Origin of the sequence: Rubellimicrobium roseum (genome assembly GCF_006152145.1) — a bacterium.
Lineage (GTDB): Bacteria > Pseudomonadota > Alphaproteobacteria > Rhodobacterales > Rhodobacteraceae > Rubellimicrobium > Rubellimicrobium roseum.
On record NZ_VDFV01000004.1, the window covers coordinates 216748 to 234572 of the forward strand.

The following is a 17825-nucleotide window of genomic DNA, read 5'->3' on the forward strand; positions in this document are numbered from 1 at the left end:
GTCAAAATACCCTTGTGGGAGAACAGGCTTGACCGCCTCCGTCTGTGTCTATTGCGGCTCGCGCGACGGGCGCGACCCCGTCCATGCCGCAGCCGCCGAGTCCACGGGGCGGATGCTCGCCCTCAACGGCTGGGGCCTTGTCTACGGCGCGGGAGACGTGGGCCTCATGGGCCGCGTGGCCCGGGCGCACCAAGAAGCTGGCGGCCGGGCTTTGGGCGTGATCCCCGAACACCTCATGCGGCGCGAGATCGGCAGGCGCGACCTCGACCGGTTCGTCGTCACCGAAACGATGCACGAGCGCAAGAAGGTGATGTTCATGAACGCCGATGCGGTCGTCTGCCTGCCGGGCGGCGCGGGCTCGCTCGACGAGTTCTTCGAGGTGCTGACCTGGCGACAGATCGGCCTTCATGAGAAACCGATCCTGCTTCTGGACCTGGACGGCTACTGGCAGCCGCTCCGCGCGCTGCTCGACCATGTGGTCGCCCAGGGCTTCGCCGAGCCGTCGCTCCTGGGCTTCGCCCGCCTCGTGCCCGACGTGCCGGCACTGGAACGGGAGTTGCGGGCGGCGCTGGACTAGGAAGTAGCCAGTTCCTGGGCCACGATCCGCTCGATCTGGTCCACGGGATGGCCGGTCAGGGTCTTGTGGACCTCGCCCACGACCTTGTCGGCCACCTCCTTGTGGAGCTTCTGGCGCAGCGTGCCGATGACCTTGTCGGGTGCCACGAGCACGATCTGCCGGAAGCGCCCTCGATGGGCGGCCTTGTAGAGCCACTCGGCCATCTCCTCGGCAAAGCCCTGCTCGGTCAATTCGTGATAGTCCGAGGCGTCGAGCTGGCGGCGGATGCCCTGCTGCGCGGGGCCTGTCGTGGACTCGCCCTTGTTGTCGGGGGCCTCGTTCTCCTCCTTGCGGACGACCCGCAGGTTCGGGTCCTGCCCGTCGGTGATGTTCTCGAGGATCAGGGCCTTGGAGCCGTCGAGGACCAGGACCCAGGTGCCGTTCTCAAGCTGCATCATGCAATCTCCGCTTCTGAGCGGAGGAAACCGGGGGAGGCGCATCCCGGTTCCGAGGGGCGGCCCGGCCACGATGACCGGGCCGGGAGCGGCCTCACATGCGCGAGGCGACGTTGTCCCAGTTCACGAGGTTGTCGAGGAAGTTCGTGAGGTAGCCGGGACGCTTGTTGCGGAAGTCGATGTAATAGGAATGCTCCCACACGTCGCAGCCCAGGAGCGCGGTCTGCCCGAAGCAGAGGGGGTTCACGCCGTTCTCGGTCTTGGTGATCTTGAGGCTGCCGTCCTTGTCCTTGACCAGCCAGACCCAGCCCGAGCCGAACTGGCCCACGCCCTGGGCGTTGAACTGGGTCTTGAACTCCTGCACCGAGCCGAAGGATTCGGTGATCGCGCGCTCCAGTTCCCCGGGTATCCTGGATTCGCCGGGGGTCATCATCTGCCAGAACTCATTGTGGTTCCAGAGCTGGCTGATGTTGTTGAAGATTCCGTTCTGCGCAACGGCGCCCGGCTGGTAAGTGCCGGCGATGATCTCCTCGAGCGACTTGTTCTCCCACTCGGTCCCGGCGATCAGCTTGTTGCCGTTGTCCACATAGGCCTTGTGGTGGAGGTCGTGGTGGAATTCGAGCGTCTCGCGCGACATCCCCTTCGGGGCGAGAGCGTCGTGCGGATAAGGCAGGTCGGGAAGGCTGAAGGCCATGTCGCGGCTCCTTGACTGTCGGGCGCCCGGTCGGCGCTCGGTGCTATGAAGGCGCACGAAGGCGTGAGGTCAAGGGCGGGCATGGCACCTGCCCCGTCCGGCTCAGGCCACGGCGGCGTCCGGCAGGGTGGAGCCCCGGGCCAAGTCCAGACGGTCGGCCACTTCCTCGCCGATGGCCAGGGAGGCGGTCAGGCCGGGCGATTCGATGCCGAAGAGGGCCACGTGATCGGGGCAGCCGTGGCGTTCGGGCCCGGCCAGGATGAAGTCGGCCTCCTCCCCCGGTCCGACGGCGATCTTGGGACGGATGCCGGCATAGGACGGGTAGAGCCGGGCAGGGTCGAGGTCGGGCCAGATCCTTTGGGCCGCCACAGCGAACTGCGCGTGCTGGGCCGGGTCCACGGTGTAGTCGATACGGTTGATCGGCTGCACGTTGGGTCCGAACTTCGGGCGCCCCGACAGGTCCAGCGTCAGGTGCGTGCCCAGCCCTCCGGGAACCGGGACCGGGTAGATCAGGTGCTCGAAAGGCACATTGCCCGAATAGCCGAAGTAGCAGCCGCGCATAAGGACCCGGCGCGGTACCGATGCCGGCTCCATCCCTTCGGTGCGCGCCGCAACCTCCTGTGCTTGGAGCCCGGCCGCGTTGACCAGTTGTCGGGCCAGGACGACGGGCTCGTCGTCGCCGTCCAAGGTGATGGCCCAGCCGTCGCGCCGCCGATGGATCGCGCCGACCGGGGCGTTGCACACGAGCCGCCCGCCCCGGGCCTCAATCTCGCCCAGCATGGCGGTCATGTAGGCATGGGAGTCGACGATCCCCGTGACAGGAGACAGCAGCGCCGCCTTCGCGGGCAGCGCCGGCTCGAGTCGCGCGATTTCCTTGCCCGTGAGCCACTGCAGGTCGTGGACACCCGAGGCGACGGCACGTCGATGGATGATTTCGAGCGCGGGCCACTCGTCCTCGTCATGGGCGAAGATGATCTTCCCAAGGCGTCGGTGCGGCACCCCGCGCTCGGCGCAGAAGCGGTAGAGCATTTCCCGCCCCCGCACGCAAAGCAGGGCCTTGAGCGAGCCTGGGAGATAGTAGATCCCCGCGTGGATCACCTCGCTGTTGCGGCTGCTGGTCCCGCTCCCGAACAGAGGCTCGGATTCCAGGATCAGCACCTCCCGCCCCCTGCGGGCCAAGGAAAGGGCGCAGGCGATTCCGACGACGCCCCCTCCAACGATCAGCGCATCCACTAGGTCCATGGCATTCCAGAAAACTCACACCATTAATGCATTTGACAGTTGTCGCCGAAATCTGCAAGCTACATGTACGGAAGTTGCCGCATTCCGGCCACCGTTCATGTGAGCCATCGGTCAGCGGCAGGTCGGGCCAGACCGGAGCGGGAGGTCTTAATTGGTAATGAAAACGGTGCCGTCTTCCAGGATGCAGCCGCTTCGCGTTTGCCTCGGCTCCGACTATTACAATGGCCGCCAGCTTTACAATGGTTTGTGCTACGAGGCCTGCGTGGCAATGGCCGCAATGACCGGAGCCACGGTGATCGCCCCCGAATCCGTCCCAGAGAACCTGGCTGGACGGATGGTCTCGCTGGCGCAGCGGTCGCTGACGGGGCTGCCGCGGCACAACGCCCGCCCTCAGAGCGTCACCGACCAATACGACCTGTTCTTCTACGTGGCGATGCAGCCTCATAATCTCCTGTATCTCAAGGCGATGCAGGGTTGGCGCGAGCAGAGCCGCAAGGCCGTCGCCTTTCTGTTCGAGACCTGGAGCAGCCAAGCCCACCGCGACCGGCACTACCTTCGGTTGCTGGATCAGTTCGATCACGTCTTCCTGTTCAACCCGAACAGCGTGGCGGAGGTGCAGAAGCATACCTCGACCCCCTGCAGCTATCTGCCGGCAGGCGTCGACGTGCTCTTCGCCACCCCCTACCCCAACCCGATGGCCCGGTCGATCGACGTCTACGGGATGGGCCGCACGGTCGAGACGGTGCACGAGCAGCTTATCGAGCTCACCCAGCAGCGAAAGCTGCTCTATGTCTGGGACCGCGGGCCGGGTCAGGCCGTGACGGGCTTCTGGCAGGCGCGGCTCAGGACCTATCACCTCATCCGCAACAGCCGGATGTTCACCTCCTTCAACTTCCGCAACGCCAACAAGAAAGGCGAGGAAGGCCGCCCCGAGGAAGCCATCCCCGCGCGGGTCTTCGAAGGCACGGCCGCGGGATCGATCCTGATTGGCTCGGCGCCGCGGGTACCCGAGTTCGAGCGCCTCTTCGACTGGCCGGACGCGCTGATCGAGATCCCGATGAACCCGGTCGACATGGCCGGGTTCTACGCCGAGCTGCAGGCCCAGCCCGAGCGGCTGCGGCGGGCCAGCATCATCAACGCAGCGCAGGCTTTGCGGCGCCATGATTGGTCCTATCGGCTGGAAGACATCCTTCGCGCCGTGGACCTGCCGGTGCCCGCCGGGGTGCAGGAGCGCAAGCTGAAGCTCGCGGGACTGGCCGATCTGGCCGAGTCGCAACTGGGCTTGAGCGTAGTGGCCGCACGGGCCTGACCGACCGCCCGGCGAGCCGCCCCGCATCAGGACGTGCCGCCGGCACGGTCATGACTTTCTGTATGTTGAGGCTCTGTATCCGGTCGGTATCGCTTCATGCCACGAACGGCATCGGCGCCGGTCCCCTCATCAGGAACCGGCGCCCGGATCGGAATCTGACGGTTTGCCCTCGATCAAACTCAGAACAGGTCGGGATCGTCGCTGTCGAGAAGTGGCCAGTTGGCGTCCTTGGGCGAGATCACCGAAACCGGCAGCGGCCAGACGATGCCGAGCCGCGGATCATCGTAGCGCAGGCCCCCTTCGGCCTGTGGTGCGTAGTAGGCGGAGACAAGGTAGCTCACCTCCACGTCGTCGGTCAGGGTCTGGAAACCATGGGCGAACCCCCTTGGCACGTAGAGCATCCGCCCGTTCCCGGCCGACAGCTCGAAGGCCTCGTGCTTCATGTAGCTCGGCGAGCCGCGCCGCAGGTCCACGATGACATCGACGATTGCGCCGCGTAGGCAGCGCACAAGCTTCGCCTCCGAGTCCGCTCCGCGCTGGAAGTGCAGCCCCCGAAGCGTGCCCTTGCGTGCCGAGGAGGAGGCGTTCTGCTGCACGAAGACCGAGTCCATGCCGTGAACCTCGAACTCCTTGGCGTCGAAGGTCCGGGCGAACCAACCGCGGTCGTCGCCTCGCTTCTCCAGGTCCAGGATCCAGGCATCCTTGAGCGTCGTTTCGCGGTAGTTCATGCCGCCACCTGCCGGGCCGCGAAATGGGCTTCCTGCTCGGCGTAGAGCCGGTCGACGAGACGGCCCTCGGGGACGACCACGTCCGCGAAGGTCAGCGGCCTGTCCTTGGGCACCGCGTGCCGCAGCCGGCAGCCCAGCGCGAGGCCGACCGGCAGCAGGTTCTCGGCCCGGATCGCGTCCATGTTCTCGGCCACGCCATAAACCTCGAAGCCGCCGAACTCCTCGATGGTGGCGCCGGCCGCGAGGTCCGTCTTGGCCACCGCGATCACGCCGACCCGTGGCCCGTGCGTGGGGGCCAGCACCGCGTCGTTCAGCAGAACGGCTCGCGCAACCGAGTTGGGCACCTCGAAGTGGCAAAGGTGATAGGGCGTGTAGAAGACGTAATAGGGCCCCTCTCCCAGCTTGTAGAGGTTCAGGTAATGCTTCTGCCGCGGATCCTCGATGGTGCCCAGGACGAAGACGCCCGGTCCTGGCTTGGCGCCCACGACATAGTCGACAAGGCCGGGCCGGCTGGAGTCGAGATGGTCAGCGAAAGAGGTGATCGTCTGCTCCAGCGGCACCAGCGGCGCATAGGGATCACCTCCCGAGAAGTCAGGCCCCACCATCCCGCGCCGCGCGACCCGAAAACCGGTGCCATTGGCGACGATGGCCTGCTCGAAGGAGATCTTGGTTCCATCGGCGAAGGAGGCGACCATCGCGGGCTTCTGGCCCCACCTTTCGGCGAAGCTGCGTTGCGTCTCCGGGTTACGATAGGGATCGTGCAGGCCCTTGATGTTCCCGCAGAGCACGGGCTTCACGCCCAGCCCCGCGACAAAGCGGAACAGGTTCATCTGCACGCCGGGCTGATCGCCGTCGGAGAAGCTGTAGATCACCCCTGCCCGCTCGGCATGGCGGTTGAGGATGGGGCCCACGGTGCCATCGAGCTCGGCGTTCATGTGCACGACGTGCTTGCCTGTCTCGATGGCGGCCAGAACCGCGCGGGCGGCGTATTCGATCGAACCCGTGACCTCGATGACGGCATCAAGATTCTCCGCGCGCGCCACGGCTTCGGCATCCTCGGTCACCACGAACTCGCCAGCGGCGATGGCGGCCTCGACCTCGCGGCCCGAGGCCACGCGAGGCGAAATCCCCGCCTGCTCATAGGCCTGGACGGCAGGCCCGATACGGCGGTTGGCGACGGCGCAGAGCCGCAGGCCCGGCACCGCCGTCAGGATCTGGAGCGCGATGCCGCGGCCCTGGAAGCCCGCCCCGATCATGCCGACGCGGACGGGGTTGCCTTCGGCGGCGCGCTTGGCCAGCGCCGCATCGACGATGATCATGGGGGCGGCTCCTTACTGCCAGACCTTCCAGGGCGGATTCTTGGCCCACTGGGCTTCGAGCACCTGCCTGTCGCGCAAGCTGTCCATGCTCTGCCAGTAGCCCTCGTGGCGGTAGCTGCGCAGCTTGTCGGCCGCGATCAGCCGTTCCATCGGAGCCTCTTCCCAAACGGTGTCGTCCCCGTCGATCAGGTCGAAGACCTCGGGCTCGCAGACGAAGAAGCCGCCGTTTATGAGACCGCCGTCGTTACGCCCCTTCTCTCGGAATCCCGCAATGCTGACGCCGTCATCGGCGAAGTGGAGCGCCCCATAGCGGCCCGGCTGGACCACGGCCGTCATGGTGCACCAGCCGCCCCACTGCCGGTGGGAATCGAGCAGCTTGTCGATGGGGACGTTGCTCACGCCGTCGCCGTAGGTAAGGCAGAAGGTCTCGTTTCCGATGACCTCGCGGGCGCGCTTGAGCCGTCCGCCGGTCATGGTCTCGCCGCCGGTGTCGAGAACCGTCACGTTCCAGTCCTCGATGCCGTTCGACAGGAACCGGATGGCGCCATCGGCCAGATCGACCGTGAAATCGCATTGACGCTGTCGGTAATTCAGAAAGTAGTCCTTGATCACCTCGACCTTGTAGCCGCCGATCACCACGAAGTCCTTGAGCCCGTAATGGGCATAGATCTTCATGATGTGCCACAGGATCGGTTTCCCGCCGATCTCGACCATGGGCTTGGGCCGGATGGAGGTTTCCTCGGCCAGTCGGGTGCCGAAGCCTCCGGCGAAGATGGCTACCTTGGGTCCGCGCTTGGCCATGATCACGCCGCCCAGCGAAGTTCCGGGGTCAGCCGCCCGGAGGAGATGTGGTTCTGCAGGGTCCGCAGGCGGATGAGGTCCGAGGGCCCCGTGGCCTGTCTCGCTCGCAGCCCGGCCACGAGCGCCTGGATCGAGTCCGCGAGCGTCATCTGCGGCACGTGATCGGGCGCGAGGCGCTCGAACTGGCCGAAATCGACGCGGTAGGAGCGGCTGTCCACAGGAGCATCGGTGTTGATCGAGACCTCGGTGCCCGGCAAGGCCGTGGCTACGGCATTGGCCAGGTCGCGCACTTGGTAGTTGTTCGCTGTCGCGCCCGTGTTGACGACCAGGAACTGACCGCCCTGCCCCGTGTCGCGATGGATGGCCCAGTCGATGGCACGGGCCATGTCCGACACGTCGATGAGAGGACGCCAGGGGCTGCCGTCGCTCAGGACCGTGATGCGTCCCTGACCCAGGGCAGCGGCCACGAAGTCGTTCAGCACGAGGTCGAGCCTAAGGCGGGGAGAGAAGCCGCAAGCGGTGGCGAAGCGGAGGCAGGTGATCGCCATCTCGCCCTCGACCTCCGCAAGCCCCCGTTCGCTGCCGATCTTGGACTTGGCATAGGCGGTCATGGGAGCCACGGGGTCGCCCTCGCGGCGCGCGGGGCCGTCGGCCACGCCGTAGACGCTGCAGCTGGAAGCGAAGACAAAGCTCCCCACCCCTGCGGCGGCGGCGGCGCGGGCGATCCGAACGGTGGCGTCCTGGTTGATCTCGAAGGTGGGGGTCTCGAACTGCTTGCCCATGGGGTCGTTCGAGATGGCGGCGAGCTGGATGACGGCGTCATAGCCACGCAGCGTGTCGGGCCGCAGCGAGCGCACATCGCCCACCATCTGCAGATCGAGGTCGAGTTCAGGCAGGCGGTCCGATCCGATCAGGCAATGGCCGAAATAGCCGGCATCGAAGCCGTGCAGCTCGTAACCGGGGTGGGTCCGGCGCAGATGGCGCACGAGCGCGGGGCCGACATAGCCCATGTTACCGATGACGAGTATTCGCAATCCTACGATCCTCCTAAAGCGGGATGCCGCCATTAGAAACGGGTCGCCCATTCGGACCGCCCATTACCGCATCGCCATGACCGCCATTTCGATAATTTGGTTCTAGCGCCCTATTTCCGGCTGACGAGCCCGACCGCATCGATCCATGGCATGACACATATGTAGATTTGGAGCGGCCCCAAACACAACCACTTTACGCCAGAATTTCGACGCTTTATTACCACTAGTAATGGGAACACGTAGTTTACAAAACGCGAACGATGGCGCCGATTGGCGGTGCAGGCCCGACACAATCGAGCGCAATAGCAACAGAGAGGCTGCCCGGTCCGTTGGCCCGCCGCGTCGCAGGGTCTAACGTGGGTCCGAGGCAGAACGGATTCGGGCAGGACCTGTCATGACTGCAAGCGACGCGCGCGCGGGCCAGGTCGATCGGCGGCGGCTTCTTCGCGGCATGGGCGGAGCGCTCCTGCTTCCGCTCCTGCCGGGCTGCGGGTTCGGGCCCGAGCCGCTCCCTGACCCCTGGCGGCCGGGAAGCCGGCTCGACGCCGTCGTGCCCACGATCGATCCCTATCTCGACATCACGAACACCAACACCGGCGACCGGGTGGCGCTGCGTTTCTTTGACGGCCGGGCTTACGACCGACGCGCCATCCGGCAGCTCGACTGGGTCTTCCGCGACTGGAGGCAGAACCGCTCGCCCGAGATCGATCCTCGGATCTACTGGGCGCTCGCTGCGCTCGCGGATGCTGCGCGTCGGGATGGGCATTCCGGCCAGATCAGCCTGCTCTCGGGCTACCGTACCAAGCGCACCAACCGCATGCTCCAGCGCAAGGGTGCCGGAGCGGCGTCGAACAGCTATCACACGCGCCGGCGCGCGGCGGACATCCGGCTGGACGGCATCCCGAGCGAGCAGGTCTCGGACTATGCGGAATGGCTCCAGATCGGCGGCGTCGGGTGGTATGCCGGGTCGAACTTCACCCATATCGACTCGGGGCCGATCAGGACCTGGTCGGCCTGAGGTACTCGGCCGCATCCGCACCCGGACTCTGAACGATGGGTGTCAGGTGCCGGTCAGGGACGGCACGGCACGGTGCTCCCGCTTGAACTCCGACGGTGTCATGCCGGCCTTCTTGCGGAAGCACTTGTTGAAGGCCGACAGCGAGCCGAAGCCGCTCTCGAGCGCGACCTGCAGGACGCTCGCCCCGTCGTCGGCCAAAAGCGCTTGGGCATAGGACAGCCTCAGGAGGCTGACATACGCGCTGAGTGACAGGCCGGTGCAGCGCTTGAAGACGGTCATGGCGTAGTTCGGATGTATGTCGGCGGCGGCGGCGATCGCGGCGCTGTCGATGTCGTCGCGGAAATTGGCGGCAATGAAGACGCACATGCGCCGAACGCTGTCCAAGGTGGGGGAATCGGCAGGATCGGGCGGCGCGGGACGCGCGCTGTCGATGTCGATGAGTCGATGCGGCTCCAACTCGATCCGCTCCAGCCGAAGAAGCAGCTCGTCCAACGCGTGACCGACCCGTCGCAGGTTCCCAGAGGACAGCGCCTGGCCCCAACGGCCGAAGGCGAAGCCGTCCTCGGCCTGCGGGCCGTCGGTGACGAGCGTCGCGCCCCGCATGATCCGGCGCTGCAGTTCGGCCGAGAGACGCAGGCGGAAGAAGTGGAACAGCGGCAGGTGCACGACCTGATAGAGCGTGTCGGCGTCGGTATCGACGACGCGGTGGGGCATCCCGCCCCAGAAGAGAGCAAGGTCCCCGGCTCCCAGAACCGCATGGTAGCCCTCCATCCGATACTCCATGCGGCCGCGCAGGACGTAGTTGACCTCGGCCTGGGCGTGCCAGTGGGGCGCCACCATCAGGCCCGGCTGCTCGCAAAGGGCGACGACCGTGCCGGGCCGCCGCTCGACCTCGCTTGCCCTCAGATCCCAGTAGCGCTTGCCATCCATCCTGCCTGCTCCGGCTCCGTCCAAGACGTTACGTTTCCCTTTCATCTTACTTTTTGACCAGCCTGCCTTCGTATTGTCCGAGACGTGGCGACCCGCGCGCCCCACGGTAGGGGAAGGCCCCGCAAGCGGGCAACACGAAAGGGAGGACCCCCATATGCGCAGAGCCGCCGCGCTAGCGCCCCTGATGCTTGGCCTGGTGGCCGCATCGGGCGCGGCCCGGGCCCAGGAGGCCACGGGCGAGATCACGATCTGGAGCTGGGACATCGCCGCGGCCGCACTCGAGCGCGTGGCGCAGGACTTCATGGCGCAGAACCCCGGCGTCACCGTGACCGTCGAGGACCTGGGGAATCAGCAGGTCTTCGACCGCACGCTCGCGGGCTGCGCCGCGGGCGGGGCCGACCTGCCCGACATCGTCTCGGTCGAGAACCATGAGGCCGAGATCTTCTGGGCGCAGTTCCCGGACTGCTTCGCAGACCTTACGACGCTGGGCTACGACGAGACGGCCGCCGGCGCCTTCCCCGAGTTCAAGCGCACCGAGCTGATGGCAGGCGACGCGGTCTACGGGATGCCCTGGGACTCGGGCCCGGTGGTGGTGTTCTACCGCCGCGACTTCTACGAGAACGCGGGCGTGGACCCCTCGACCATCGCGACCTGGGACGACTTCATCGCCGCGGGCCAGAAGGTGCAGGAGGCCAACCCGGGCGTCAGCATGACCCAGGGCGACCTCAACGGCGACACCGAATGGTTCCGCATGCTCGCCAACGAACAGGGTTGCGGCTACTTCTCGAACGACGCGGCCTCGATCACCATCAGCCAGCCCGGCTGCGTGGCGGCGCTCGACACCTACAAGAAGCTCGTGGACGCGGGTCTGGTAGGTGCGGCGAACTGGGGCGAGAAGATCAGCTCCAACAATGCGGGCACCGTGGCGAGCCAGCTCTACGGCGGCTGGTACGAAGGAACGATCCGCACGGGCGTCCCGGCTGACCAGGCGGGCAAGTGGGGCGTGTACCAGATGCCTTCGGTAAGCGCGGACGGCGCGCGCGCGGCGAACCTGGGCGGCTCGGCGCTGGCGATCACCTCGGCGTCGGACGCGCCCGAGGCGGCCTTCGCCTACCTCCAGTACGCGCTGGGCTCAAGCGAGGGGCAGGTGACGATGCTGCGCGAGTTCGGCCTCGTCCCCTCGCTCCTGACGGCGGTCGAGGACCCTTACGTGCAGGAGGCCTCGGACTTCTGGGGCGGGCAAGCGGTGTGGCAGGACGTGCTCGCCACGCTTCCCAACATCAACCCGAGCCGCGGCACACCGTTCTTCGGCGATGCCGATGCGATCCTGCGCACGGTCCAGACCGGCTTCCTCAACGGCGAGTACGAGAGCGCCCAGGCGGCGCTCGACGACGCCGCGAGCCAGATCGAAGCCGTGACCGGCCTGCCGGTCGCCGCCGCGCAGTAAGCGACTACCGGACCGCGCGTTTCGCGTGGTCCGGCCTTCCGCCTTCCGAGGGACGACCGATGCGCCGCCGCAACATCACGGCCTATGGCTTCCTGGCTCCCTACCTCCTGATCTTCGCGGCCTTCTGGGTCTGGCCGATCATCTACTCGTTCTGGCTGAGCTTTCTTTTCACCCGTCGCCAGCCCTGGACGTTCAACCCCAACACGACCTGGGGTCGGCTCGTCGAGGACCCGGCCTTCTGGAACGCGCTGAAGAACACCCTCGTCATCCTCGTGGTGCAGGTGCCGATCATGATCGCACTGGCCACCGTGCTGGCCGTCCTGCTGAACTCCACGCTCCTCAGGGCGCGCGGCCTGATGCGTTTCGCTTTCTTCGCGCCGGTCGTGGTGGGCGAGGTCGCCTACGCTGCCGTGTTCCGCCTAATCTTCAGCGAGGACCTGGGCTTCGTGAACAAGGCCCTGGCCGCCATCGGCCTGCCCGAGGTCGCCTGGTTCTCTTCGCCCACCGCTGCCATGGCGCTCATCATCATGGCCGTGACCTGGCGATGGGCGGGTTACAACGCCATCATCATCCTGTCGGGCCTCCAAAGTATCCCCGACGACGTCTACGAGGCCGCGACGCTCGACCGCGTGTCGCCGGTCAGGCAGTTCTTCTTCATCACCCTGCCCCTTCTCAAGCCGGTCATCCTGTTCTGCGTGGTCCTGTCGGTGATCGGCACGATGCAGCTCTTCGCCGAGCCCTTCCTCATCACCAACGAAGGCGGCCCGGGCAGCGCCACCGAGACGCTGGGCCTGTTCCTCTACCTGCAAGGCTTCCGGGTGCTGAACTTCGGCTACGCCTCGGCGGTGGCCTACACCATCGCGGCGCTCGCGGTGCTGATCTCGCTGCTCAACATGTGGGCTGGGAGGGAGCGCGCATGACCACCCTGCCCGCCGCCGCCCCTCTGCGCAGCCGGTCCCGCGCCCGAAGCCGGCTCTGGCGCGCCATCCTGCTCCATGCGGTCATGGTGCCCCTGGCGCTTCTTTGGCTTCTGCCGCTGTGGCTGATGTTCGTCTTCGCGACGATGCCGGACCAGGGCATCTTCAGCCCGGGCATCAACCTGCTGCCGCAGGACCGGTTCATGGAGAACGTCCGCGCGCTCGAGGCCGAGACGGGCTTCCTGCGGACCTTCGTGAACTCGGTGCTCGTGGCGCTGGTCTACACGGCGCTGTCGGTGCTCCTCACCTCGATGGCGGGCTGGGCTCTGGTGCGCTACCGCTTCTGGGGCAAGGGGCTGGTGCTCGCCATCATACTCGGCACGCTGACGCTCCCATACTTCGTCGTCGTGATCCCGCAGTACATCCTGGTGGCGCGCGACCTCGGGCTGACGAACACCTGGTTCGCGCTGATCGTGCCGCCGCTCTTCAACAGCCTCGGCGTCCTGTTCATGCGGCAGTCCTTCTCGATGATGCCGCAGGAGCTTTTCGACGCGGCGCGCGTCGAGGGCGTGAAGGAATGGCAGATCTTCACCCGCGTGGCGCTGCCCATGGCCAAACCGACCCTCGCCGCGCTGTCGATCATCCTGTTCCTAGCGTCCTGGAACAACTATCTCTGGCCGCTTCTCGTGGCGACCCAGTCGCATATGATGACGGCGCCCGTGGCGCTGGGATCGCTGATCGGGCTCACGCGCGTGTCCTGGGGCGCGATCATGGCGGGGGCGGTGTTGCTGACGGCGCCCATGCTGCTCGTCTTCGTCTTCCTGCAGCGCTGGTTCATGTCCGGCATCACCGCCGGCGCCGTGAAGTGAAAAGGAATCGAACGACATGGCCGAGCTGACGCTCCGCGCGGTCCGCAAGTCTTACGGGACGGTCGACATCATCCACGGCGTCGATCTCGACATCGCGGATGGCGAGTTCGTGGTCTTCGTCGGCCCTTCGGGCTGCGGCAAGTCCACGCTCCTGCGGATGATCGCGGGCCTGGAGGACATCACAAGCGGCGAGATCTCCATCGGCGGGCGCGTGGTCAACGATGTGGAGGCCGCCGAGCGCGGCATCGCCATGGTCTTCCAGACCTACGCGCTCTACCCCCACATGACCGTGCGCGAGAACCTGTCCTTCGGCCTCCGCATGAACGGCAATCCCCGCGCCGACACCGACCGGCGCGTTGCCCGCGCGGCCGAGATCCTGCGCATCGATGCCCTCATGGACCGTCGGCCCAAGGCGCTCTCGGGCGGGCAGCGGCAGCGCGTGGCCATCGGCCGCGCCATCGTGCGCGAGCCCGAGGTGTTCCTCTTCGACGAGCCGCTCTCGAACCTCGACGCCGAGTTGCGCGTGCAGATGCGGGTCGAGATCTCGCGCCTCCATTCCGAGCTGGGCACGACCATGATCTACGTTACCCATGACCAGACCGAGGCCATGACGCTCGCGGACCGGATCGTGGTTCTGCGGGCGGGCCGCGTGGAGCAGGTCGGGCGGCCGCTGGAACTGTACGGGAATCCCACGAACCAGTTCGTTGCGGGCTTCATCGGGAGCCCGCGCATGAACTTCCTTGCCGCCGAGACCATCGGGACGATCGGCGGGGGCACGCGCTTCCGACTCGTGAACCAAGGCGGAGCGGTGATCGTGCTGCCGCTGGATCGACCTCCGGCACCCGGCGAGGCGGCGGTGATCGGCATCCGGCCCGAGCACGTCGCTCCGGCCGGAGCAGGCGACTGCGACCTGCCGCTCACGCTCGACGTGGCCGAGCACCTGGGTTCCACGAGCTATCTCTACGCCAATACACAGGCCGGCGAGCCGGTCGTGGTGCAGGCTGCCGCCTCCGACGGAGCAAGGGCGGGCGAGCGCATCGCCGTCTCCATCCCGGCGGCACAGGCGCTGGCCTTCGACGCCCAGGGCGAGCGGCTGCGCTGAAGCGGCCGCCCGGAACATTCACGACATAGGACGACGAGCATGGAACAGGTGCGTTGGGGCATTCTCGGCCCCGGGTCGATCGCACGGAACTTCGCGGACGGGCTGGCGCAGGCGACGGCGGGCCGCCTCGTGGCCGTGGCGAGCCGGAACTCCGAACGGCGCACGGCCTTCGGCGACCGCTACGGCGTGGCCGAGGCCCTGCGCTTCGCCGACTACGAGTCGCTGGTCTCCAGCCCCGAGATCGACGCCGTCTACGTCGCCACGCCGCATCCCTGGCACGCTGAACATGCGCTCCTTGCCATCCGGTCCGGAAAGGCGGTGCTGGTCGAGAAACCCATGGGGCTCAACGCCGCCGAGGTCGTGGCCGTCACCGAGGCGGCCGCCCAGCAGGGCGTCCTTCTCATGGAAGGCTACATGTACCGCTGCCACCCGCAGATCGCGCGGCTCGCCGAGCTGATCCGCGAGGGCGCGATCGGATCGGTGCGCCACATCCGCGCGGTCTTCGGCTTCGCGGCCCGCTTCGACCCGGCTTCGCGTCTCTTCGACCGCAACCTCGCCGGTGGCGGCATCCTCGACGTGGGCGGCTATCCCGTCTCGGCCGCTCGGCTGGTGGCCGGGGCGGCGCAGGGCCGGCCCTTTGCCAACCCGGAGGTGGTGAAGGGTGCGGGCCTCCTCGGCGAGACGAAGGTGGACGAAGTGGCCTATGGCCTTCTGACCTTCGCGGGCGGAATCACGGCCGAGATCGCCTGCGCCATCACCCGGAGAATGGACAATACTCTGACCGTCGAAGGGACCGAGGGAACGATCCACCTGCCCGACCCCTGGATGCCCGGTCGCGACGCAGGTCCTTCGGATGCCGTCCTCCGGATCACGCGAGGTGGCGAGACGCGGGAGGAATGGCTTCGCGACCCGCGCCAGCTCTTCGCGAACGAGGCCGACCTCGCGAGCCGGGCCATCGCCTCGGGCGGCACCGAGGCTCCCTTCCCCGCCCTGTCGCCCGCCGACAGCCTGGGGCAAGCCACTACGATGGACCGCTGGAGAGCCGAACTGGGTGCCACGACCTTCGCCGAGGACCCGGGCGTGGTCCGCCGCCTGCCCCGCACCCTGCCCCGTGGACTCCCTGAAATGCCACGCGCGGCGATCCCCGGCGTGGACGTGCCGATGAGCCGCCTCGTGATCGGCTGCGACAACCGGGACACGCCGGCCGAAGGAGCGGTCCTCTGGGATGCGTGGATGGAGGCGGGCGGCAACGCCTTCGACACCGCCTTCGTCTATGGCGGCGGCAAGCACGAGGCCGTGCTGGGGCAATGGATCGCCTCGCGCGGGGTGGCCAGCGAGATCGTCGTGATCGTCAAGGGCGCACACACGCCCTACTGCATGCCCGGCGCCATCGAGTCGCAACTCGACATCTCGCTCGACCGGCTCGGGCTTGATCGCGCGCCCGTCTACATCATGCATCGGGACAATCCTGACGTGCCGGTGGGCGAGTTCGTGGACGTGCTGACCCGGCTGCACCGGGCGGGCCGCATCGGGATCTGGGGCGGCTCGAACTGGACGGCCACCCGCTTCTCCGAGGCCGCCGCCTACGCCGAAGCGCAGGGTGCCGTCGCGCCCACGATCCTCAACAACAACCTGTCGCTGGCGGCCATGGAGCGCCCCGTCTGGCCAGGCTGCATCAGCTCCAAGGACGCTGCCACGCTGGCGCTCTTGCGCGAGCGGCAGGTGGTGCATCTGAGCTGGTCCTCGCAGGCGCGGGGCTACTTCCTGCCCGAAAGCTTGCGCGACCGCCTGCCCCCGGACACCCGCCCCGAGACCTGCTTCGGCAGCGAGGCCAACGCCGAGCGCCGCCGCCGGGCCGAGGAGCTGGCCAGCCGGCGGGGCGTCACGGCCCACAACGTCGCCCTGGCCTGGGTCCTGGCGCAGCCCTTCCCTTCGCTCGCGCTCGTCGGGCCGCGCAGCCCGGGCGAGATCGCCTCGACCCTGCCGGCGCTGTCGCTGGGCCTCACCCCGACCGAGGTCGCCTGGCTCGATCAAGCGGCCGACCGGCCCGACTGAACGCCGGGGTCCGGAGCCCTTCCGGGCTCCGGACCTTCCCTTCCTCAAAGGAAGAAGTCGCTACTCAGAAGGGCGCGATCGCCGATGGTGTCCACCAGCAGGGCGAACTCGGGCGTGGAGTCGCTGTCCAGGTTCACCTGCACCTCCTGGTAGCCGATGCTGCCGCGGAAATCGGCGATGCGGACCTGGTTCGCTGCACTGAAGCCGGAGGCACCGCGCCAAGTCAGCAAGCCCAGAAGAAGATCGGACAGGTCGATCCGGTCGCCGGTCTGGAAGTCCGCGATGCGATCCTCGTCATAGCCGGCCGAGTCGTAGAGAGCGTCGCCCCGCAGGAAATGGAAGCTGTCCGCTCCGGCCCCACCCGTCAGCCGGTCCATGCCCTCGCCGCCGCGCAGCAGGTCATTGCCGCCATCGCCCACCAGCGCGTCGTTCCCCGCCTGCCCCCAGAGCGTGTCGTCGCCGCTGCCCCCGTAAAGCTGGTCGTGACCAGCATTGCCGTTCAGCGCGTCGCGCTCGGTTCCACCCGACAGCAGGTCGCCGTCGGCGCCCCCGTTCAGGACGTCGTTGCCCCCCTCGCCCCAAAGGCGGTCGGCCCCCGTTCCACCCGACAGGTCGTCCTTTCCGGCGCCCCCGTAGATCAAGTCCTGCCCTGTGCCGCCCTGGCCCACGTCGTTGCCGCCCCCCAGTCTGAGAGTGTCGTTCCCGCCCAGGGCCCGCACGGTCTGGGCGGCGTCCGAGAAGCTCCGGATGTCGCCATAGGCAGTCAGGCTCGTGAGTGTCGCGACCACGGGGGTCGAGATCGCCAGCCGGTAGTCGCCCACCCCGCTGTCGCCGCCCTGGAAGGCATGGAAGCCGTCGATGTAGTCGTTGTTCGTGTGATGCACCGCCACGAAGTAGGTGCCCGTCATCGTGGCGGTGAGACTGAGGAACGGGTCCCGGCCGCTGGAGGGGTTGTCACTGGTGGCGATCAGGCGTCCGGCGTGATCGATCAGATCGAGTTGCAGGTCCACTGACCCGCCAGAGGCATCGCCGTAGCCGTCGTCGATATCGAAGACATAGGTCTGGCCGGCGACCATGGTCAGGGCGACAACGTCGACGTCGCCCACGTAGTCCACCGCGCCATAGCCCAGGGCCGAGCGGTAGGCCGGGTAATCGATGCCGGGTCCGCTGCCCGTGGTCAGGTCGGCCGTCTCCAGGAAGCCGGCCGAGGCGAGGTCGTTGGCGTCGAAGGTGAAGCTTGCGGGCATGATCGGTCCCCTTGTGGATGTGACCCGGACCTAGGCCCGATCCCCCGGCGATGAAAAAGCGCCAGTCCGCGAGTCCCTGACCGGCCGCTGCTAGGCGATAAC

Annotated in this window: 17 protein-coding genes; 8 read left to right on the forward strand and 9 right to left on the reverse strand. The window is 67.3% G+C overall.

Translation table 11 applies throughout. The features are described 5' to 3' along the window. Window positions 1-28 precede the first annotated feature (28 nt). The gene (locus FHG71_RS06345) at window positions 29-577 is read left to right on the forward strand and encodes an LOG family protein (protein WP_246045362.1); all 549 of its coding nucleotides are present in this window, start codon (window positions 29-31) and stop codon (window positions 575-577) included. Here FHG71_RS06345 and FHG71_RS06350 read toward each other — a convergent pair. The 3 genes from FHG71_RS06350 to FHG71_RS06360 all read right to left on the reverse strand — a co-directional run bounded on the left by FHG71_RS06350 (window position 574) and on the right by FHG71_RS06360 (window position 2947). After that, complete coding sequence (locus FHG71_RS06350; RefSeq protein ID WP_139080782.1) at window positions 574-1014, reverse strand: host attachment family protein; 441 nt, start codon at window positions 1012-1014, stop codon at window positions 574-576. The genes FHG71_RS06345 and FHG71_RS06350 overlap by 4 nt on opposite strands. A gap of 91 nt (window positions 1015-1105) precedes the next feature. Continuing rightward, window positions 1106-1705, reverse strand: coding sequence for a superoxide dismutase (locus FHG71_RS06355; RefSeq protein WP_139080783.1), 600 nt, complete (start codon window positions 1703-1705; stop codon window positions 1106-1108). Between the two features lie 102 nt (window positions 1706-1807). Then, window positions 1808-2947 (reverse strand): NAD(P)/FAD-dependent oxidoreductase, encoded by a 1140-nt coding sequence (locus tag FHG71_RS06360; protein WP_139080784.1) that lies wholly within the window; start codon window positions 2945-2947, stop codon window positions 1808-1810. Between the two features lie 268 nt (window positions 2948-3215). On the opposite strand from FHG71_RS06360, the gene FHG71_RS06365 reads away from it, so the two are divergent. Beyond that, window positions 3216-4256: a glycosyltransferase family protein gene (locus FHG71_RS06365; RefSeq protein WP_246045365.1), complete on the forward strand. Its 1041-nt coding sequence runs from the start codon at window positions 3216-3218 to the stop codon at window positions 4254-4256. Between the two features lie 179 nt (window positions 4257-4435). Here the strand turns inward: FHG71_RS06365 and rfbC are convergent, their stop codons facing one another. Genes rfbC through FHG71_RS06385 form a run of 4 tightly spaced genes read right to left on the reverse strand, consistent with a single transcriptional unit; the run spans window position 4436 to window position 8138 of the window. After that, window positions 4436-4984 carry a dTDP-4-dehydrorhamnose 3,5-epimerase gene (rfbC, locus tag FHG71_RS06370; protein WP_139080786.1) on the reverse strand — a complete coding sequence of 183 codons (549 nt, stop codon included), beginning with the start codon at window positions 4982-4984 and terminating at the stop codon, window positions 4436-4438. Beyond that, on the reverse strand, window positions 4981-6303 hold the full coding sequence (locus FHG71_RS06375) for an NAD(P)H-dependent oxidoreductase (protein ID WP_139080787.1): 1323 nt from the start codon (window positions 6301-6303) through the stop codon (window positions 4981-4983). Before FHG71_RS06375 ends, rfbC begins: the two co-directional genes overlap by 4 nt. Window positions 6304-6315: 12 nt before the next feature. Beyond that, on the reverse strand, window positions 6316-7104 hold the full coding sequence (gene rfbF / locus FHG71_RS06380) for a glucose-1-phosphate cytidylyltransferase (RefSeq protein WP_139080788.1): 789 nt from the start codon (window positions 7102-7104) through the stop codon (window positions 6316-6318). A gap of 2 nt (window positions 7105-7106) precedes the next feature. Then, a complete protein-coding gene (locus FHG71_RS06385; RefSeq protein WP_139080789.1) occupies window positions 7107-8138 on the reverse strand; it encodes an NAD-dependent epimerase/dehydratase family protein in 1032 nt (343 codons plus the stop codon). A 394-nt stretch (window positions 8139-8532) separates the two neighbouring features. On the opposite strand from FHG71_RS06385, the gene FHG71_RS06390 reads away from it, so the two are divergent. Beyond that, the gene (locus FHG71_RS06390; protein ID WP_139080790.1) at window positions 8533-9156 is read left to right on the forward strand and encodes a YcbK family protein; all 624 of its coding nucleotides are present in this window, start codon (window positions 8533-8535) and stop codon (window positions 9154-9156) included. Between the two features lie 42 nt (window positions 9157-9198). Here FHG71_RS06390 and FHG71_RS06395 read toward each other — a convergent pair whose 3' ends face one another. Next, window positions 9199-10086, reverse strand: a complete 888-nt coding sequence (locus FHG71_RS06395; RefSeq protein WP_218014043.1) for a helix-turn-helix domain-containing protein — start codon at window positions 10084-10086, stop codon at window positions 9199-9201. Between the two features lie 154 nt (window positions 10087-10240). Here FHG71_RS06395 and FHG71_RS06400 point away from each other — a divergent pair, with 154 nt between their 5' ends. From FHG71_RS06400 to FHG71_RS06420, 5 genes are read left to right on the forward strand one after another with little or no spacing between them, the layout of a single operon-like run. Continuing rightward, window positions 10241-11533, forward strand: coding sequence for an ABC transporter substrate-binding protein (locus tag FHG71_RS06400; RefSeq protein ID WP_139080792.1), 1293 nt, complete (start codon window positions 10241-10243; stop codon window positions 11531-11533). A gap of 59 nt (window positions 11534-11592) precedes the next feature. Further along, the gene (locus FHG71_RS06405; protein ID WP_139080793.1) at window positions 11593-12453 is read left to right on the forward strand and encodes a carbohydrate ABC transporter permease; all 861 of its coding nucleotides are present in this window, start codon (window positions 11593-11595) and stop codon (window positions 12451-12453) included. After that, window positions 12450-13319: a carbohydrate ABC transporter permease gene (locus FHG71_RS06410; protein ID WP_139080794.1), complete on the forward strand. Its 870-nt coding sequence runs from the start codon at window positions 12450-12452 to the stop codon at window positions 13317-13319. The genes FHG71_RS06405 and FHG71_RS06410 overlap by 4 nt, the downstream gene beginning before the upstream one ends. A 16-nt stretch (window positions 13320-13335) precedes the next feature. After that, window positions 13336-14421: an ABC transporter ATP-binding protein gene (locus FHG71_RS06415; protein ID WP_139080795.1), complete on the forward strand. Its 1086-nt coding sequence runs from the start codon at window positions 13336-13338 to the stop codon at window positions 14419-14421. A gap of 39 nt (window positions 14422-14460) precedes the next feature. Then, window positions 14461-16476 (forward strand): aldo/keto reductase, encoded by a 2016-nt coding sequence (locus FHG71_RS06420; RefSeq protein ID WP_139080796.1) that lies wholly within the window; start codon window positions 14461-14463, stop codon window positions 16474-16476. A gap of 44 nt (window positions 16477-16520) precedes the next feature. Here the strand turns inward: FHG71_RS06420 and FHG71_RS06425 are convergent, their stop codons facing one another. Beyond that, window positions 16521-17723 (reverse strand): calcium-binding protein, encoded by a 1203-nt coding sequence (locus FHG71_RS06425; protein ID WP_139080797.1) that lies wholly within the window; start codon window positions 17721-17723, stop codon window positions 16521-16523. Window positions 17724-17825: the final 102 nt, after the last annotated feature.